This is a genomic window from Blautia sp. HA9023, assembly GCF_056504095.1.
Genome location: NZ_JBWLUR010000008.1, coordinates 390,984 through 408,552 on the forward strand (window position 1 = coordinate 390,984; position 17,569 = coordinate 408,552).

The 17,569-nt window shown below is 45.4% G+C and carries 12 protein-coding genes; 10 read left to right on the forward strand and 2 right to left on the reverse strand.

Annotated elements, in window-relative coordinates:
* Positions 1-64: 64 nt before the first annotated feature.
* Complete coding sequence (locus AC04Q6_RS11860) at positions 65-403, reverse strand: EamA family transporter (RefSeq protein ID WP_021976731.1); 339 nt, start codon at positions 401-403, stop codon at positions 65-67.
* Complete coding sequence (locus tag AC04Q6_RS11865; RefSeq protein WP_021976730.1) at positions 396-746, reverse strand: hypothetical protein; 351 nt, start codon at positions 744-746, stop codon at positions 396-398. Before AC04Q6_RS11865 ends, AC04Q6_RS11860 begins: the two co-directional genes overlap by 8 nt.
* A 175-nt stretch (positions 747-921) precedes the next feature.
* Here AC04Q6_RS11865 and AC04Q6_RS11870 point away from each other — a divergent pair, with 175 nt between their 5' ends.
* The 10 genes from AC04Q6_RS11870 to AC04Q6_RS11915 all read left to right on the forward strand — a co-directional run bounded on the left by AC04Q6_RS11870 (position 922) and on the right by AC04Q6_RS11915 (position 17,565).
* Entirely contained in the window at positions 922-1,854 is a 933-nt protein-coding gene (locus tag AC04Q6_RS11870) for a glycosyltransferase family 2 protein (RefSeq protein ID WP_021976729.1), read from the forward strand.
* Positions 1,854-2,825, forward strand: a complete 972-nt coding sequence (locus tag AC04Q6_RS11875) for a hypothetical protein (RefSeq protein ID WP_174087568.1) — start codon at positions 1,854-1,856, stop codon at positions 2,823-2,825. The genes AC04Q6_RS11870 and AC04Q6_RS11875 overlap by 1 nt, the downstream gene beginning before the upstream one ends.
* Positions 2,822-4,114, forward strand: a complete 1,293-nt coding sequence (locus tag AC04Q6_RS11880; protein ID WP_021976727.1) for an ATP-grasp domain-containing protein — start codon at positions 2,822-2,824, stop codon at positions 4,112-4,114. Before AC04Q6_RS11875 ends, AC04Q6_RS11880 begins: the two co-directional genes overlap by 4 nt.
* 88 nt (positions 4,115-4,202) lie before the next feature.
* On the forward strand, positions 4,203-5,333 hold the full coding sequence (gene rffA / locus AC04Q6_RS11885; protein ID WP_021976726.1) for a dTDP-4-amino-4,6-dideoxygalactose transaminase: 1,131 nt from the start codon (positions 4,203-4,205) through the stop codon (positions 5,331-5,333).
* An 18-nt stretch (positions 5,334-5,351) separates the two neighbouring features.
* The gene (locus AC04Q6_RS11890; RefSeq protein ID WP_118062020.1) at positions 5,352-6,662 is read left to right on the forward strand and encodes a D-alanyl-D-alanine carboxypeptidase family protein; all 1,311 of its coding nucleotides are present in this window, start codon (positions 5,352-5,354) and stop codon (positions 6,660-6,662) included.
* A gap of 16 nt (positions 6,663-6,678) precedes the next feature.
* Complete coding sequence (rfbC, locus tag AC04Q6_RS11895) at positions 6,679-7,236, forward strand: dTDP-4-dehydrorhamnose 3,5-epimerase (protein WP_021976724.1); 558 nt, start codon at positions 6,679-6,681, stop codon at positions 7,234-7,236.
* 11 nt (positions 7,237-7,247) lie between these two features.
* Complete coding sequence (locus AC04Q6_RS11900) at positions 7,248-8,054, forward strand: ABC transporter permease (RefSeq protein ID WP_021976723.1); 807 nt, start codon at positions 7,248-7,250, stop codon at positions 8,052-8,054.
* Positions 8,055-8,159: 105 nt separating this feature from the next.
* Positions 8,160-9,488 carry an ABC transporter ATP-binding protein gene (locus AC04Q6_RS11905; RefSeq protein ID WP_021976722.1) on the forward strand — a complete coding sequence of 443 codons (1,329 nt, stop codon included), beginning with the start codon at positions 8,160-8,162 and terminating at the stop codon, positions 9,486-9,488.
* Between the two features lie 14 nt (positions 9,489-9,502).
* Entirely contained in the window at positions 9,503-15,142 is a 5,640-nt protein-coding gene (locus AC04Q6_RS11910; RefSeq protein ID WP_118070991.1) for a glycosyltransferase, read from the forward strand.
* Positions 15,118-17,565, forward strand: coding sequence for a glycosyltransferase family 2 protein (locus AC04Q6_RS11915; RefSeq protein ID WP_118070990.1), 2,448 nt, complete (start codon positions 15,118-15,120; stop codon positions 17,563-17,565). The genes AC04Q6_RS11910 and AC04Q6_RS11915 overlap by 25 nt, the downstream gene beginning before the upstream one ends.
* Positions 17,566-17,569: the final 4 nt, after the last annotated feature.

Consider the following 17,569-nt stretch of genomic DNA (forward strand, 5'->3'; position numbering starts at 1 on the left):
CGGCTGTACTGAAAAGCATAAGAGTTTTCGGATACAGCAGGCAATTGCCGTTTTTTTGTTGTAATTATAAAGTATAGATCAGAATACCCAGAATAATGATCAGATTACCAATGATTTTTCCACGGGTGATCTTTTCTTTCAGGATACGCCAGGAAAAGATCAGTACAAAAACATAGGCAGCGGTATCGATTACAGGACCAAATTTCATATCGACTCTTGTATAACACCAGGTATTGAGGAGCAAAACTCCGAAAAAGATGCCATAAGCCAGAATTACTCTCCAGTTCAGATATTCCCTGAGAGGATTTTTGTATGTGATATTGGCGCTCTGTTTCAGCAGAACCTGCGAAATTGCTGAAAAAAAAGTTCCTGCCAGCATGATCAGCATAAATGTTCTATTCATATCTCTGCACCATCCAGACTCCGACCAGAACGACCATGATACCGATGATGTTCTGAATCGACAGATTTTCATGAAAAATAATTACAGCCCATACCTGTGACCACAGAAGATAGACACTCTTGTTGGCGTAGGCCGTGGAAAGGGAAAATTTTTTGATTACCTGCTGCCACGCGATGGCGTAAATTCCACAGTTTGCGATCATAAGAAAAAGAAATAAATAGAGAAACGGGCTATTAAGCCCCTCTTTATTATAATAAACGGACGCAAGCTTGGAAAAAACGCTGGTGAGAGAAAACAGCAGGATATTCAGATGAAGCTGAATATAATCTTTGAGTTTTGTCATGTTTCCTCCATATAAATGTGATTGTAAACTGATAATCAATATATCGCATCTGTTCGTTTTATGCAAGAGAATGTTTCTGTGAAAAGTGCACAGCAACAACGGGTTTACAACAGGAATCGAAAATGATAATATTAAACGATAAGTGTCAACTGATACAAAAGAGAGGAAAAAAACTATGTGTCTATATTCAGTGGTTGTTCCTGTATACAATTCAGAACATACGCTGCAGGAACTGTACACTCGCCTGGAAAAAGTTTTCCGGGAAACAATAAAAGAAGAATTTGAACTGATCCTGGTAGATGACGGATCGAAAGACCGTTCTTTTGAAGTAATGAAAGAACTCCGGGAGAAGGATTCCCGTGTGAAGATCATCCAGATGGCAAGAAATTTCGGCCAGCATCCGGCACTTCTGTGCGGATTTGCCCATGCAAAAGGGGAGTTCATCGTAACGATGGATGATGACCTTCAGCATCAGCCGGAAGAGCTTCCGAAGATGATCAATGTCATGAATGAACGGGATGATGTGGATGTGATCATTGCAAGTTATGAAGGCCGGAAGCATAATCTGATCCGTAAACTGGGAACAAAATTATCCGTCTGGGCTACTTCCAAAATGCTTGGGAAAGACCCGAATCTTCAGATTACCAGCTACCGCCTGATCCGCCGTTTTCTTGTGGAAGCCATGCTGAAGACCAATACATATCTTCCGCAGATCGGCAATCTCCTGGTTTTAAGCTCCAATCGGATCATCAATGTGCCGGTACAGCATGCAGCCCGTGCCTATGGAAAAAGCGGATATTCTTTCCGCCGTCTTGTGAAAGACCTGATCTATGATATCACGGCCCATACGGCATTTCCGCTTCTTATGGTGAGGAACATCGGAATCGCAAGCTTTCTGGTAAGTCTTTGCCTGGCCATTTATTATCTGGTGCGTTATTTTATGTTTGGGATTTCTGTGGAAGGATGGACATCCCTGATGCTGGTAATGCTGGCATTCTTTGGGCTGACACTGCTTTCCATTGGAATTATCGGAATTTATCTTATGAATATCCTCAATGAGGCGAAGAAGATGCCACATTATGTGATCCGTCAGGAGGAAACAGACTGATGAAAAAAGAAATCGGTGGTTATCTGGAACTGGAAGAATCTACAGGTCAGGAATATTATCCTGAACTTTGTGGAGTAAACCTTGGGAGAACCGCACTTCTTTGGTTGATGGAAGCTCGAAACTGCAAAAAAATCTATCTTCCAACATATCTCTGCGATTCTGTGACCGGAGCCTGTGAAGAAACAAAAGTGGAAATAGAATTTTATCATATGGATGAAAAGTTATGTCCGCTTCTGCCGGAAAAGAAACTTCCGGATGGTGAATATCTTTACCTTGTAAATTACTACGGACAGCTGACCGATGACAGAATTCGGCAATATAGGGAAATTTACGGAAACATTATCGTGGATCATACACATGCATTTTTTCAGAAGCCTTTGCCTGGCGTGGATACTTTGTACTCCTGCCGGAAATTCCTGGGGGTCAGCGACGGGGCATATCTGTCAACGGATGCGAGTCTGCATCCGGAAAAGAAACCGCTGGATCATTCCATGGGAAGACTTGAGCACATTCTGGGCCGATATGAGTATGATGCCGGTACTTTTTACCAGAAGATGCTGGACAATGCGGCAGATTATCATGAGATGGAAATCCGCCGCATGTCACGGCTGACTGGAAATCTTCTCCGCTCTATGGATTATCCTTATATAAAAGCGAAAAGAGAAGAAAATTATCATCTGCTGACAGAACTTCTTCCGTCAGAAAGTATTTTTAATCAGGTAATTCCTGAGGGACCGTTTGCCTATCCCTATTATCATGAGGACGGGCTGGCACTTCGAAAATGGCTGGCCGGCCGGAAAATTTTTGTGCCGACCTACTGGCGGAATATCATCGATCATTTTGATGAGGATACCATGGAATATGACTGGGCCGCCAATGTCCTTCCTCTGCCCTGTGATCAGAGATACGGGGAGGAAGAAATGCGTTACATTGCGGATTCCATAAGAGAATGGGAGGAAACAAAAGCATGAAACACCGACTTCTGATACTGGGAACTCTGGGGGAATTTGTACAGCTGGTACAGAAATCCCGGGAAAAAGGATACTACACCATTGTCTGTGACGGATATCCGGATGGTCCGGCAAGGAAATTTGCGGACGAGGCGTATCAGATTCCGGTAACAGACACGGAAAGAATTGCAGAACTTTGCCGGGAAAAAGAAATTGACGGTATCATTACTTCCTTTTCTGACCTGCTTCTGGAATGTATGGTGAAAATTGCCGACAGGGCAGGACTGCCCTGCTATCTGAAACCGGAACAGCTTCCATGGTACCGCGATAAATCCGAGACAAGGGCACTTCTCCGGAAACTGGAACTGCCAACCCCGGGATTTCGAAAGATCCCTACAGCGGTGCTGGAAGATCCGGACAGAAAATCCAGGCTTAAGGAGCGGCTTAAAGGGCTTCGTTACCCGGTAGTCAGCAAACCGCTGGATAAATACGGTTCCCGTGGAATCTATATATCTGAAAATCTGGATGAACTTATAGAAGCGTCACAGAAAACAGCAGAATTTTCTGATATGCCGGAGATCCTGGTGGAAGAATATAACGATGGATATGAATTTAATATGATGACCTGGGTCCTGGATGGACAGGTTCATGTGATCAGTATTGCAGACCGTGAAAAAACATCGGTTGCAAAAGGCGAAATTCCCATCAGTACAAGAAATGTCTATCCGTCCAGGCTTATGGCAAAGGTAGAGAGACCTGCCACAGAACTTCTGCAGGCCTATATAGAAAAGACCGGTCAGAAAGACGGAGCGCTTTCCATGCAGTTCTTCTGGAAACCCGGGGAAGGAATCCAGGTCTGTGAGATTGCGGCACGTTTTTTCGGGTATGAGCATGAACTTACTGACATAGTATACGGATTTAATATGGAAGAACTTCTTCTGGCTTCTCTGTATGACAGAACAAAACTTCAAAAAATGCTCACAGACCATGACATACACAAACCACATTGCTGTGGCGCTGTGATCTATTTTCAGGGAAGACTGCTCACCATCGGAGATCAGTCGAAAGCTGTCCTGCTGGGACAGAAAAAAGAAGTGGAAAAACCGTGGATCTTTTATAGAGAAGGAGAAACGGTGATCGAACATGGTCCGAATCCATATCTGGCACTGTATTACGTAAAAACGGAAAACCGTGAGGAAATGGATGAACTGACACAGGAATTTTACAGGGAAATGCACATTCTGGATCCATCTGGAAAAGAAGTGGCATATCAGAATCAGATCCCCGATTATACACCTGCAGAAAAATAGGCATTGAATTTACAACATGAGTGTGAGAAAATGAAATGTACAGTTAATAAAGAAAAACCATGAAAAACAGAAAATAAAGAGGAAATACATGATTGATTTTAACAGACCTGCGTTTACAGGTAAGGAATTTGAGTATATCCGGGATGCGGTAGAACGGGGAATGCTCTGTGGGGATGGAATCTACACGAAGAAATGCTCTGCATGGATGGAAAAACGTTTTCATGCCGGGCATGTAATGCTGACGACTTCCTGTACCCATGCGCTGGAGATGGCTGCATTTCTTGCGGATATCCAGCCAGGTGATGAAGTGATCATGCCATCGTATACCTTTGTGTCAACGGCAGATGCATTTGTGCTGCGGGGAGCGAAGATCGTATTTGTGGATATTCGGCCGGATACCATGAATATCAATGAAAAACTGATCGAACAGGCGATCACAGAAAAAACAAAAGCAATCGTTCCGGTTCATTATGCAGGTGTAGCATGCGAGATGGATACGATCATGGACATCGCCAGACGCCATAATCTGAAAGTTGTGGAAGATGCGGCTCAGGGTGTGGATGCCTACTATAAAGGAAAAGCGCTTGGAACTATCGGGGATTTTGGCTGCTACAGCTTCCATGAGACGAAGAACTATACTATGGGAGAAGGCGGCGCGATCCTGTTTAATGAGGACCAGTACCAGGAGAAGGCGGAGATCCTCAGAGAAAAGGGAACGGACCGCAGCAAGTTTTTCCGCGGACAGGTAGATAAATACCGGTGGATGGATTACGGTTCCTCCTATCTTCCAAGTGAGCTGAATGCGGCGTATCTTTATGCTCAGCTGGAACAGCATAAGAAGATCAGTGACAAGAGAATGCAGATTTATGATTTTTATAATGAAAATCTGAAGTTCCTTGCCGAAGAAGGAAAGATCGAGCAGCCTTATGTTCCAAAAGAATGTACGCATAATGCACATATGTACTACATAAAAGTTCACGATATCAAAGTACGTACACGGCTTCTGAAATATCTTCGGGAGCGGGAAATCTGCAGCGTGTTCCATTATGTACCCCTTCATTCCGCACCCGCAGGAAAGAGATTCGGAAGATTTTCCGGGGAGGATGTTTATACAACAAAAGAAAGCGAACGGCTGATGCGTCTGCCAATGTTCTATAATCTTGACATGGAGGATGCGAAACGAGTCGTGGATGCAATTGCTTCTTTTGATGGATTCTGATAGAAGAAGGGGAGAATTATGAAAAAAATTAAAAAAGTATTTATGATCCTGGCAGCAGTCAGTGTGGCGCTGATGCTTCCGGTACAGGCTATGGCAGCGGTGGATCTCAATGCGAAATATGACATCAGTACCAACCAGATCCAGGGATGGCCGGCCGGAGCCGATATCATTTCTGACACGGGCGTTCTGATGGACGCGGATACGGGTGTGGTTCTTTATAATAAAGGCGCAGATGAACAGCGTTATCCTGCAAGTATCACCAAGATCATGACACTTCTGGTGGCGGTTGAGAATTCCAGCATGGATGAACAGGTAACATTTACACAGACGGGTGTACAGAATGTAAATGCGGATTCCAGTAACATTGGCACGCAGGTAGGCGAAGTCCTGTCCATGAAAGACTGTCTTTATGCACTGATCATTAAATCGGCCAACGATGTTGCTGCACAGATTGCTGAGCATATCGGTGGCACGGAGCAGGCGTTTATCGATATGATGAACCAGCGAGCTCAGGAAATCGGATGTACGAATACACATTTTGCCAATTCCAGCGGACTTCCGGATGATAATCATTATTCCTCCGCAAGAGATATGGCTCTGATCATGAGGGAAGGTCTGAAAAATGACGATTTCCGTACTGTGATCGGGACTGCGGATTATACGATCCAGCCTACCAATATGAATGCTCAGCAGAGAGTTCTGCATACGCACCATCCAATGTTCGCGCCGGAAAGCGGATTTTATTATCAGGGATGCATCGGTGGAAAAACAGGAACTACAGTTGCGGCAGGCCATACCCTTGTTACTGCGGCTACAAGAGATAATACAACGTATATTGCAGTGACCATGAGGGCAGCTGATCTGGCGAATTCCTGTATGGACAGTACTGCCATGTTTAACTATGGTTTTGATAATTTCACAAAAACAGAAGTAGACGGAGGAAGTGTGCTTCTTCCAAAGGGAACAGATCTGAATTCTCTCACAAAGAAATCCGAAGATGTAAACGGAAAAACAGAAACTTCTTATTATTTTGGAGAATATCTGGTGGGCAGCGGAAGTGTGGCACAGGCTACAGCAACTCCAACGCCGGAGCCAACTGCGGCATCTGATCAGGAAAATACAGAAGGTTCCGAAACAGAAACAGCAGCAGATCAGACTGCTGCAAAAACAGAGAAGAGTACAGCCAGCAAAGAAAGCAGCGAAACAGAAGGAATGCCGGTACTTCGAAAGATCCTTCTGGGAATCATGGCAGTTATGATCCTGATCCTGATCGCTCTTCTTGTGGCACTCAGAATAAAAGAAAAGAAACACGCAAATAAATATCGTTAGAAAAGGAGAAAGAAAAATGGGAAAAATAAAAGTAACACAGTGCGGAGATATTGAAGGACTGAAAGTGATCGAGCCAACAGTTTTTGGGGATTCCAGAGGATATTTCATGGAAACTTACAATTACAATGACTTCAAGGAAGCCGGCATTGATGTGGAATTTGTTCAGGACAACCAGTCCAGCTCCCGTTACGGTGTCCTCCGCGGACTTCATTTCCAGATCAACTATCCGCAGGATAAACTGGTACGTGTGGTAAACGGAGAGGTTTTTGATGTTGCAGTTGACCTTCGTGAGGGATCCAAAACATTCGGAAAATGGTACGGAGTAGTTCTTTCAGCAGAAAACAAGAAACAGTTCTTTATCCCGAAGGGATTTGCCCACGGATTCCTGGTACTTTCCGAGAATGCGGAGTTCACCTACAAATGCTCTGACTTCTATCATCCAAACGACGAGGGCGGTCTTATCTGGAATGACAAGGATATCAATGTAGAGTGGCCGATCCCGGAAGGCATGGAGCTTATTTTCTCCGACAAGGATCAGAAGTGGGGAAGCTTCGAGGAATATAAGAATCGATAAGGAATTACAGAATGAAGAAAATATTAGCTTTGCCGGCAGAGCTGTACCAGAATCGAAAGCTGGTTTTAAGCCTTGCAAAAAATGATTTCAAAACAAAATATGCAGGATCCTATCTTGGCATTGTCTGGGCATTCATCCAGCCTATCGTGACGATCCTGGTCTACTGGTTTGTATTTTCCGTGGGACTGAAAGCCGGAACTGTATCGGATTATCCTTTTGTACTCTATCTGGTATCCGGTATCGTGCCGTGGTTTTTCTTCCAGGATGCGTTAAACGGTGGAACCAATGCACTGATTGAGTACAATTACCTTGTAAAAAAGGTTGTATTTAAGATCAGTATTCTTCCCATCGTGAAGATCATTTCCGCACTTTTTGTGCATGTGTTTTTTGTAGTGTTCGCACTTATTTTGTGCGCATGTTATGGATATACACCAAGTTTATATACACTGCAGATCATTTATTATTCCATCTGTACCTTCCTTTTGGTACTGGGGCTTGTGTATGCCACAAGTGCAATCGTCATTTTTTTCCGTGACCTGACCCAGATCATCAGCATTTTTCTCCAGGTTGGCGTATGGCTTACACCGATCATGTGGGATATCAATATGCTGTCTTCACATCCATGGCTGATCAAGCTGTTCAAGCTGAATCCGATGTACTATGTAGTTACGGGTTATCGTGATTCCATGCTTGGTCATGTCGGAATCTGGAACCATGCTTCATGGACGATCTATTTCTGGGTGGTTACGATCCTGCTTTTCGGACTGGGATCTGTAATATTCAAACGTCTGAAACCGCATTTTGCAGACGTTCTTTGATCGAATCAGGGAAGTCTCCTGCGGAAACTTGCTCAGTACGCAGAAAAACAGCAAAACGGCGACAGATTGTGAGAGTGAACGATTTACACAAAAGTGAGGTTAAAAATGGCAGAAGATATTGCGATTTCAGTAAATGATGTCAGTAAAATGTATAAACTTTACGATAATCCCATGGACCGTCTTAAAGAGTCTCTGGGATTATCCAGAAAAAAGAAATATAAAGAGCACTATGCTCTGAACCACGTATCTTTTCAGGTGCATAAAGGGGAAACAGTAGGAATCATCGGAACCAATGGATCTGGTAAATCTACGATCCTGAAGATCATCACAGGCGTACTTTCTCCTACAGGTGGAGAAGTTTCCGTAAATGGAAGGATTTCCGCTCTTCTGGAGCTTGGAGCAGGATTTAACGGAGAATATTCCGGACTTGAGAATGTATATCTCAACGGAAGTATGATCGGTTTTTCCAGAGAGGAGATTGATGCCAAGCTGCAGTCTATCCTGGATTTTGCAGATATTGGAGAGTTTATCCATCAGCCGGTAAAAACATACTCCAGTGGTATGTTCGTGCGTCTGGCTTTTGCGGTGGCCATCAATATCGATCCGGAGATCCTGATCGTTGATGAGGCGCTTTCCGTAGGTGATGTATTTTTCCAGGCAAAATGTTACCGGAAATTCGAGGAGTTCAAGGAAATGGGTAAGACCATTTTGTTCGTAAGCCACGACCTGAGCAGTATCGGAAAATACTGCGATCGGGTTGTTCTTCTCAACAAAGGAGAAAAGCTTGCGGAAGGTGGCGCCAAGGAGATGGTCAATCTCTACCGTCGTGTGCTGGTGAATCAGTATGATGATGCAGATCTGGAGGAAGGTGCAGAGAATGCAGAAGCAGGGCAGGATGGTCAGCTGACAGATGGCACAGCTGGAGAAAATGTGTCGAAAAAAGAGCATGCCGGAGGCGGCAGGGCTATGAAAGACAGCCTGAATCTGAATCCGAAGGTTCTTGAGTATGGCAGTAAGCTTGGAGAGATCGTGGATTTTGCGATCCGGGATGATACCGGAATGATTACAAATGTGATCGAAAAAGGTAAAGAATTTTCTGTTCAGATGAAGGTACGCTTTCAGGCAGATGTCAATGACCCGATTTTTGCATTCACACTGAAAGATCTGAAAGGTACGGAAATCACAGGAACAAACACCATGTATGAACACACTCCTGTGAAACCGCAGAAAGCCGGTGATGTGCGGGAGATTACTTTTAAACAGATAATGCCGCTGGAGGCAGGAGAATATATGCTTTGTCTGGGCTGCACAGGATATAAAGACGGCGATTTTACCGTATTTCACCGGCTTTATGATGTGTGCAATCTGACGGTGATCACAGATAAAAAAGCAGTGGGATATTTTGACATGTTTTCCAAAGTATCTGTGAAATAAGTGGAGGAACTACTATGGCGGAGTTGAATTTAGATTATTATACGGCGAAGGATCATTATTCCGATGGGGATATCGAGGAAACACTTCTGAAAATGGCACAGGAAGGGAAATCGTTTGAGGACCTGCCGGAGGATGAAGTGAGTTTTCCCATGGTCTATCATTTTTCCGGACTGCGGGAGAATATTTTAAGCTGGTACCCTCTGAAAGAGACGGATTCCGTTCTTGAGATCGGAGCCGGATGCGGAGCTATTACCGGAATGCTTTGCCGCAAGGCCGGGCATGTGACTTCAGTGGAGCTTTCCAAGCGTCGTGCAGACATAAATTATGCAAGAAACAATGATAAAGAAAATCTCACGATCATGGTTGGAAATCTCAACGACATGACTTTTCCGGAGAAATTCGACTATGTGGTAGTAAACGGTGTTCTGGAGTATGCCATGAGTTTTACGGAAGGAAAAACTCCTTACGAGACATTTCTTCAGCGTATGGGTGCATACCTGAAACCGGAGGGAAGACTTCTGATCGCCATCGAGAACCGACTGGGACTGAAGTACTTTGCCGGAGCACCGGAGGATCACACAGATCTTCACTTTTTCGGAATCAACGGATATCCGGGAAATCAGTCTGTGCGCACCTTTTCCAAGAATGAACTGGGAGAGCTGCTGGAAAACAGCGGCTTTCCTTTTCTGCACTTTTATTACCCGTACCCGGATTACAAATTTCCTACAGAAATTTTTACAGATGAGAGCCTTTATACCAATTCCTATGGAAGAAACTATCCGGTGTACACAGATAAGACAGCGGATCTTTTCTCAGAACATGCAGGGGTAAAAGCTTTTGAAAAAGAGAAGATCCTGAGCAGTTTTGTGAATTCTTTCCTTGTGGAGGCCGGAAGAACAGAAAGACAGGAGAAGGAAGAAATTCTCTATGTAAAACTGAATCAGGAACGAAAGGAAAAGTTTCGGCTTCTGACAAAGATCGTTCGTGAGAACGGAGAGGTCCGTGCAGAAAAAGAGGCCATGGTACCTGAGGCAGAGGGGTTCCTGAAGACCCTGGAAAAGCTTGGAGCGGAAAAAACAGGCTCTGATAAATATAAAAATCTTCCATGCAAGGCAGAAAACGGAAAAGTCAGCTATCCGCTTCTTACCGGAAAAACTCTTCATCAGGAAATCGCTGAACTTGCTCATGAAGGAAAAACCGGGGAGCTCAAAGGACTTCTTAAGAATTTCCATCGGGATTTTTTCCAGTCCCGCAGGATCATGGATTATAGAACGAAAGAGTTCTGTGAGGTATTTGGAAAATATCCCGGAAGAACAGATTATGAATGTGTCTGCCCTGCCAATGTGGATCTGATCTGCAGTAATATTTTCATGGGTGAAAGCCAAAATCAGATCATTGATTATGAATGGATGTTTGATTTTCCTGTACCGGTGAATTTCATTATGTGGCGTCTGATCCATGAACTGTATACTCATATTCCGGAGCTGCCACAGCTGATACATGAAGATGATATGATGGCAGAATTTGAAATCGGTTACACAGATTATGAGATCTTCATGAAATGGACCATGCATTTTGTTTATGAGTATGTTGGATGTGGATCCCTGCTTCCGTTTGAACAGAAAAAAGTACCGGTTTCCGTAACAGAGCTGGTGAACAGAGAAAGAGAAAAACACCAGATGCACAGTAAGATTTACTATGATCTTGGTGAGGGCTTCTGTGAAGAACATACGCTTTATGCAGAGGGAAAACTTACAGGAAACCGTTTTCGGGTGGAGTTTGATCTTTCCGAAATTGAGGGGATAAAGAATCTCCGATGGAATCCGGCAAACGGTCATTTCCTGAAAGTAAAAGTAGAGCGCCTGGACTGCGGATGCAGTGCAGAACTTGTGCCGCAGGGTGTTCATATGAAGGTGGACAACAGTATAACCGCATTTTTTACAACCGATGGTTTTTATCTTATTCACGTTACACACCCGGAAAATGTAGATAAGATCGTAATTGAGGGAAAACTTGACTGTCTGGAGCTTCCGGATGTGGAAAAGCTTCTGGCATTTGAAAAAGAACGGGAAGTACGCAGGGAACAGGAAAGAGTTAAAAAAGAGGCCGAACGTGCAGCAAAACAGGCGGCGGAAGAGGCAGCCCGTATGCAGGAAGAGGCACTGCGTCATCCTGGCAAAAAAGCTCAGGTGAAAAGGCTGGTCAAAAAAGTTCTCCATTATCATACAGAGCCAGCAACTGTGATGGGAGTGGAGGCAACTCCTACCTGTATGGGAAGTGTTGATTTTTTCCATTATGAAAATGGTACTTTAAATGCCATTGGCTGGGCATTTGATCCTACATTTGCTTCCATGGGACAGCCAAGGATCGTATTTTATCAGGGAACACAGAAGCTTCAGGAAGCTTCCTGTACTACGATCTACCGTACGGATGTAGCCAATGCCATTGGAAAGCCGGAGGCGGAAAGTGCGGGATTTTCTTTCCTGGCAACGGTTCTTGCGCCGGCAGAGATTTCTGTTTTTCTGGAATACGGAACAGCAGCAGATACCGGAAGATTCCTCATTGGAAAGATTCCCGGAACCAGAGATCAGAAGGAACTTCTGGTATATGCCATTGAAGATCCGAAGAGTATCGGAAATCTCCGCCACTTCAAACAGCGTTATGTCCGCAGTGTGAGAAAAGATTATCCACAGGCTGTTTATCAGCAGAAGGTGGATGTGATCGTGCCTGTTTATAATGGTCTGGAGTATTTTGACGCCCTGTTTTCCGGAATTGAGAAGACAAAGGTTCCGTATCGCCTGATCATTGTAAATGACAAGAGCCCGGACTTGGAAGTAGGAAAATATCTGGAAAAATATGCCGCTGAGCATGACAATGTGGTACTTCTTAATAATGAGACCAATATGGGCTTCCTTCCGTCCGTAAACCGTGCGTTAAAGATGGCGGAAAATCACGTTGCCCTTGTAAATACAGATGTGGAGGTTCCGGAAGAATGGCTGGAGCGCCTGATGCTTCCCATCTTCGCAAAGGAAAAAATTGCGACCACCACACCGTTTACCACCTGTGGAACCATCTGCAGTTTCCCGGATTTCTGCCGGGATAACAAGCTGTTCGAGGGAATGCCGCTGTGGGAGATCGATGACGAATTCCGTATGATCCGCCCGCAGTATCCGGCCATGCCTACCGGTGTGGGATTCTGCATGGGTATGAACCTGAAAGCAATCAGAGAAGTCGGACTTCTGGATGAGGAGAACTTCGGAAAAGGCTACGGAGAGGAAAATGACTGGTGTCAGCGTGCCATAGCAGCAGGTTATGAGAACGTACATGTAGATAACCTGTTTGTATATCACAAGCATGGTGGAAGCTTCCCGTCCGAGGAGAAACAGCGCCTTCTGAAAGAGCACAGTGATGCACTGCTCCGCAAGCATCCGGACTACAACAAGGATACCGCAGATTACTGCAGAAGAGATCCGCTCCGTCCGGTAAGGCTTTATGTGGAAATGAAACTTCTCAATAAGAAACTGGATGTGCCTACCATTGTGGCTTTTGACCATGATCTGGGTGGTGGAGCTACGGCTTATCTTGTTGAGAAAAGGCGTCTGGCACTGCGGGAAGGATACCGTTTTGTAACTATCCGCTATAATATCGTAAGCAACCGTTTTTACTTTACGTATCAGTATAAGCAGTATGAGATGGAATTTTTTGCCAACGATCTGGAAACTGCTCTTGGAGAGCTGATGCGTGTGGATGAGATCTGGATCAACGAGCTTGTAACTTACCAGAATCTCTATGGAACCCTGGAGCGTATCCTGCGTCTTAAGAGAGAACAGGGTGCGAAGATCCTCATGCTTCTTCATGACTTCTTTGCTCTCTGTCCGGCAGTGAACCTGATCGATGCGAAGGGAAAATACTGCGGCGTTCCATCCTGCGATGTCTGCGACAAATGTGTTCCGGACAACCGCAGCAATGCATGCACAGAGTATGGAAGTGGAACTCTCTGGCGTACAAAATTCCGGGAATTCCTGTCAAACTGTGATGAGATCCGTGCGTTTTCCGATGATACGGCGAAGCTGTTCAAGCGTGCTTATCCGGATGTATACAATCTCCATGTGATCCCGCATGCACCACATTATCTTCCGGCAGTGAAGAAAACCAGAAAGACCACAGAGACCTTTAACATCGGTCTCATCGGTGTGCTCTGCTACAAAAAAGGCCTGGAAGTTGTGAAGGCGCTTGCAAAATATATCGAAGAGAATGATCTGAGTATCCGTCTGAGACTGATCGGTACTTCCGATGAAGAGATCGAAAGCCCGGTATTTTCCCAGACAGGAAGATATACAAGAGAAGAGATCCCGAGGCTTACCCTGGAGCAGGATATTGATATGTTCCTGATCCCGTCTGTATGGCCGGAGACCTTCTCCTACACAACCTCCGAGATCATTTCCATGGGCTTCCCGGTAGCTGTGCTTCCGGTAGGCGCACCTGTGGAACGTGTAAAACGTTATGGGAAAGGTCTTGTTCTTAAGAATGAGCAGCCGGAGAATATTGTGGAAGAGATGATTTCCCTGTGGAAAACTCTTGGCGGAAATGAACTTCCTGTGGAAAAAAGCAAGATTCTTTTTGTCGGGGAGGAAATTTCCTTTGCATCCAGATATCGTGTGGAACATTTCCGGGAGCAGCTGATCCTTAACGGATATGCATCGAAATTTATCCAGATGGATCAGGCAGAGCAGGAGAAGATCGAAGAATATACAGCAGTTGTGATGTACCGCTGCAGTAAACTGATGGAAGCGGAAATGCTGGCCGACCGGGCAAAAGCTGCCAAAATTCCTGTTTACTATGATGTGGATGACCTGGTATTTGATTACGAAAAAATTTCCGGACTGCATTTCCTTAAAGGCAGCGAATACAGCGATTTCCGTACAACCACAGACCGAATCCACGGATGTATGGAATTCTGCGACGGATATTTTACGTCCACGGAAACGCTGGCAGAGGAAATCCGGGAGGAATTTCCGGGAAAACCGGTGGTGATCAACCGTAACTGCATGAGTATGGAGATGGAAGTTCTGTCTCACGAAGCGGTGGAACAGGCAGATAAAGATAAAGACCGGATCTATATCGGATATCTGAGCGGTTCCAAAACCCATGATCAGGATTTTGTCCAGGTGGAAGCCGCACTTCTGGAAGTGATGGAGCGTCATCCTGAGGTTTATCTGAAGCTGGTAGGTGTTCTGGATGAGTCCGGAATGGAGCCGGTACAGAACCGTATTGAAAAGCTTCCGTTTATGGACTGGAGACAGCTGCCAGGAGTCATCGCAGGACTGGATATCAACCTGATGCCGCTGGAGAACACACTGTTCCACTGCTGTAAGTCCGAAAACAAGTGGACGGAGGCAGCCCTTGTGAAAGTTCCAAGTGTCATGAGCCGCAACCGTGAGATGGAATATGTGATCGAAAATGGAAAAGACGGCTGGATGTGCACCACGAAAGAAGAATGGGTCAGTGCCCTGGAATCTCTGGTAACCGATGAGAAGGCCAGAAAAGCCATGGGAGAGGCCGCACATCAGAAAGTTATGGAACATTACCTGACAGAGAATACCGGAAAGGACGCAATGGAGGAATTGTTATGCAGCGAGAGCTATACGAAGTAGAAAAAGACAGGTTTGACCTGAAGGACAGTTCCCTGTATCACCTTCAGGGAACCTGGCCGAAAGACCATAAGCCGGAAGCCGTTCTTGACGGGGAAAAACTTCCGGCTGCCATCAGTGCCCAGGAGCGTGTCAGCGCCCTGGAGCGCTTTAAAGATCTGGATCTGGTAAACGGGGAACGTGTGCAGATGGAAATAAAGCTTCCGGATCTGGAAGGCAAAAAGAAGCTTGTTGTCTATGCGGTAAAGGGCGGAAAACGTATCCAGTGGTTTGCTGTTTCCGCAGAGCAGCTTTACAGGAAGCAGGGAAAACCACAGTACTTTATCGAAAGTATTGAGGTGGAATCCGCAGAAAAAATCTGCCGTGTCCGTGGATGGGCAGCTTTTAACCGTCCCTTAACCATTCGTCTGGAAGACCGCAGCCGGAAGGAAATCCCCTGCGAGATCACCAGACTGAAACGGGTGGATGTGCAGAACCAGTACCAGGAAACAGAAATTGATGAGAAGAGCGGATTTTTCTTTGAATTCCATTATGACAATGTGAAGGAATTTTACATTGTATTTGAGGCCGGCAATGTGCGGACACTTCGTCTAGTGCATCTGCAGCCACAGAAGCGCCTTGCGGAGAAAGCCGCGGTATATTTCCGGAAGGGAAGCCGCTACATGAAACTTCACGGGGCAGCAGCCCTTACCGGAAAAGTTTTCGGAAAGGTAATGAACCGGAAAAACCGTCCTGTGGATTATTCCAAATGGATTGTGAAACATCTGCCGGATAAGGCGGAACTTGCGGAAGAGAGAAAAACAAAATTTTCCTGGAATCCCAAGTTCAGTATTGTGATCCCGCTTTACAAGACCCCGGAGAAATATCTCCAGCAGCTGGTGGATTCCATTGAGGCCCAGACTTACGGAAACTGGGAGCTTTGTCTTTCGGATGGAAGCGGAGTGGACTCTCCTCTTACCGATTATCTTGCCGGACTGGAAAAAAGTGATGAAAGAATCCGGGTGATCCGCAATGACCAGGCACTTCAGATCGCGGAGAATACCAATGCGGCCATGGAAGCGGCAACCGGAGATTTTATCGTGTTTGCAGATCATGATGATGAGATGACACCGGATGCCCTGTTCCAGTGCGTGAAGGCACTGAATGAAAATCCGGAGATCGAGGTCCTGTATTCAGACGAGGATAAGATGTCCATGGATGGCCATAAATTTTTCCAGCCTCATTTCAAACCGGACTTCAATATCGATCTTTTGTGTACAGTAAACTACATCTGCCATCTTTTTGTTGTAAAAAAAGAGATCGTGGATCAGATCGGAATGCTGAAGAAAGAATTCGACGGCGCACAGGATTACGATTTTGTATTCCGCTGCGTGGAAGCTGCGGGAAGAGAGAAGATCCATCATATCCCGAGGATCCTTTATCACTGGAGATGCCATGAGGATTCCACAGCAGAGAATCCGGAAAGCAAGATGTACGCCTTTGACGCAGGCGCACGTGCCATTAAAGCTCATTATGACAGGATCGGTGTTCCGGTAGAGATCGAGAAGGGCGAGTATCTTGGTCTTTACCGCACGAAATTCCTCTGGGAGGAAAAACCGCTGATCTCCATTATCATCCCGAACAAAGATCACATCGATGATCTGAAGAGATGTATTGATTCCATCGAAGAAAAAGCGACTTACCGCAATTATGAGTATGTGATCGTGGAGAACAACAGTACGGAAGATGAGACATTCGCTTATTATAAAGAGCTGGAAGCCTCCAATCCGAAGGCTCATGTGGTGTACTGGGATGGCATTTTCAACTATTCCGCCATCAACAATTTCGGTGCTTCTCATGCCAAAGGTGAGTATCTGCTTCTTCTCAACAACGATACGGAGATCATCAGTCCGGACTGTCTGGAACAGCTTCTGGGATACTGTATGAGACCGGATGTTGGAGCTGTGGGAGCGCGTCTCTATTATGAGGATGATACTGTGCAGCACGCAGGTGTGGTCATTGGTTTCGGCGGCATTGCGGGACACTGCTTTGTGCAGCAGAAGAGGGACGCTACGGGATACTGCCACAGGATCATCTGTGCCCAGGATTACAGTGCGGTGACAGCTGCCTGCATGATGGTAAAACGTGAGGCTTTTGACAAGGTTCACGGATTAAGCGAAGAATTCCAGGTTGCTTTTAATGATATTGATTTCTGCCTCCGTCTTGGAAAAGCCGGATATCTGGTTGTGTACAATCCTTATGCGGAGCTTTATCACTATGAGTCCAAATCCAGAGGTCTTGAGGATACGCCGGAGAAAGTGGCAAGATTTAACCGTGAGATCGCTTCCTTTGAGAAGCACTGGCCGGAAATCCTCCGTGACGGAGATCCTTACTATAACCCGAACCTTACACTGGAGAGTCAGGATTTCTCTCTGAAGCGGATATAGGAGG

What these genes read in the sequence shown, in the direction of transcription:
- AC04Q6_RS11860 (WP_021976731.1), bottom strand. Translation starts at nt 403, where the DNA reads ATGAATAGAACATTTATGCTGATCATGCTGGCAGGAACTTTTTTTTCA.
- AC04Q6_RS11865 (WP_021976730.1), bottom strand. Translation starts at nt 746, where the DNA reads ATGACAAAACTCAAAGATTATATTCAGCTTCATCTGAATATCCTGCTG.
- AC04Q6_RS11870 (WP_021976729.1), top strand. Translation starts at nt 922, where the DNA reads ATGTGTCTATATTCAGTGGTTGTTCCTGTATACAATTCAGAACATACG.
- AC04Q6_RS11875 (WP_174087568.1), top strand. Translation starts at nt 1,854, where the DNA reads ATGAAAAAAGAAATCGGTGGTTATCTGGAACTGGAAGAATCTACAGGT.
- AC04Q6_RS11880 (WP_021976727.1), top strand. Translation starts at nt 2,822, where the DNA reads ATGAAACACCGACTTCTGATACTGGGAACTCTGGGGGAATTTGTACAG.
- rffA (WP_021976726.1), top strand. Translation starts at nt 4,203, where the DNA reads ATGATTGATTTTAACAGACCTGCGTTTACAGGTAAGGAATTTGAGTAT.
- AC04Q6_RS11890 (WP_118062020.1), top strand. Translation starts at nt 5,352, where the DNA reads ATGAAAAAAATTAAAAAAGTATTTATGATCCTGGCAGCAGTCAGTGTG.
- rfbC (WP_021976724.1), top strand. Translation starts at nt 6,679, where the DNA reads ATGGGAAAAATAAAAGTAACACAGTGCGGAGATATTGAAGGACTGAAA.
- AC04Q6_RS11900 (WP_021976723.1), top strand. Translation starts at nt 7,248, where the DNA reads ATGAAGAAAATATTAGCTTTGCCGGCAGAGCTGTACCAGAATCGAAAG.
- AC04Q6_RS11905 (WP_021976722.1), top strand. Translation starts at nt 8,160, where the DNA reads ATGGCAGAAGATATTGCGATTTCAGTAAATGATGTCAGTAAAATGTAT.
- AC04Q6_RS11910 (WP_118070991.1), top strand. Translation starts at nt 9,503, where the DNA reads ATGGCGGAGTTGAATTTAGATTATTATACGGCGAAGGATCATTATTCC.
- AC04Q6_RS11915 (WP_118070990.1), top strand. Translation starts at nt 15,118, where the DNA reads ATGCAGCGAGAGCTATACGAAGTAGAAAAAGACAGGTTTGACCTGAAG.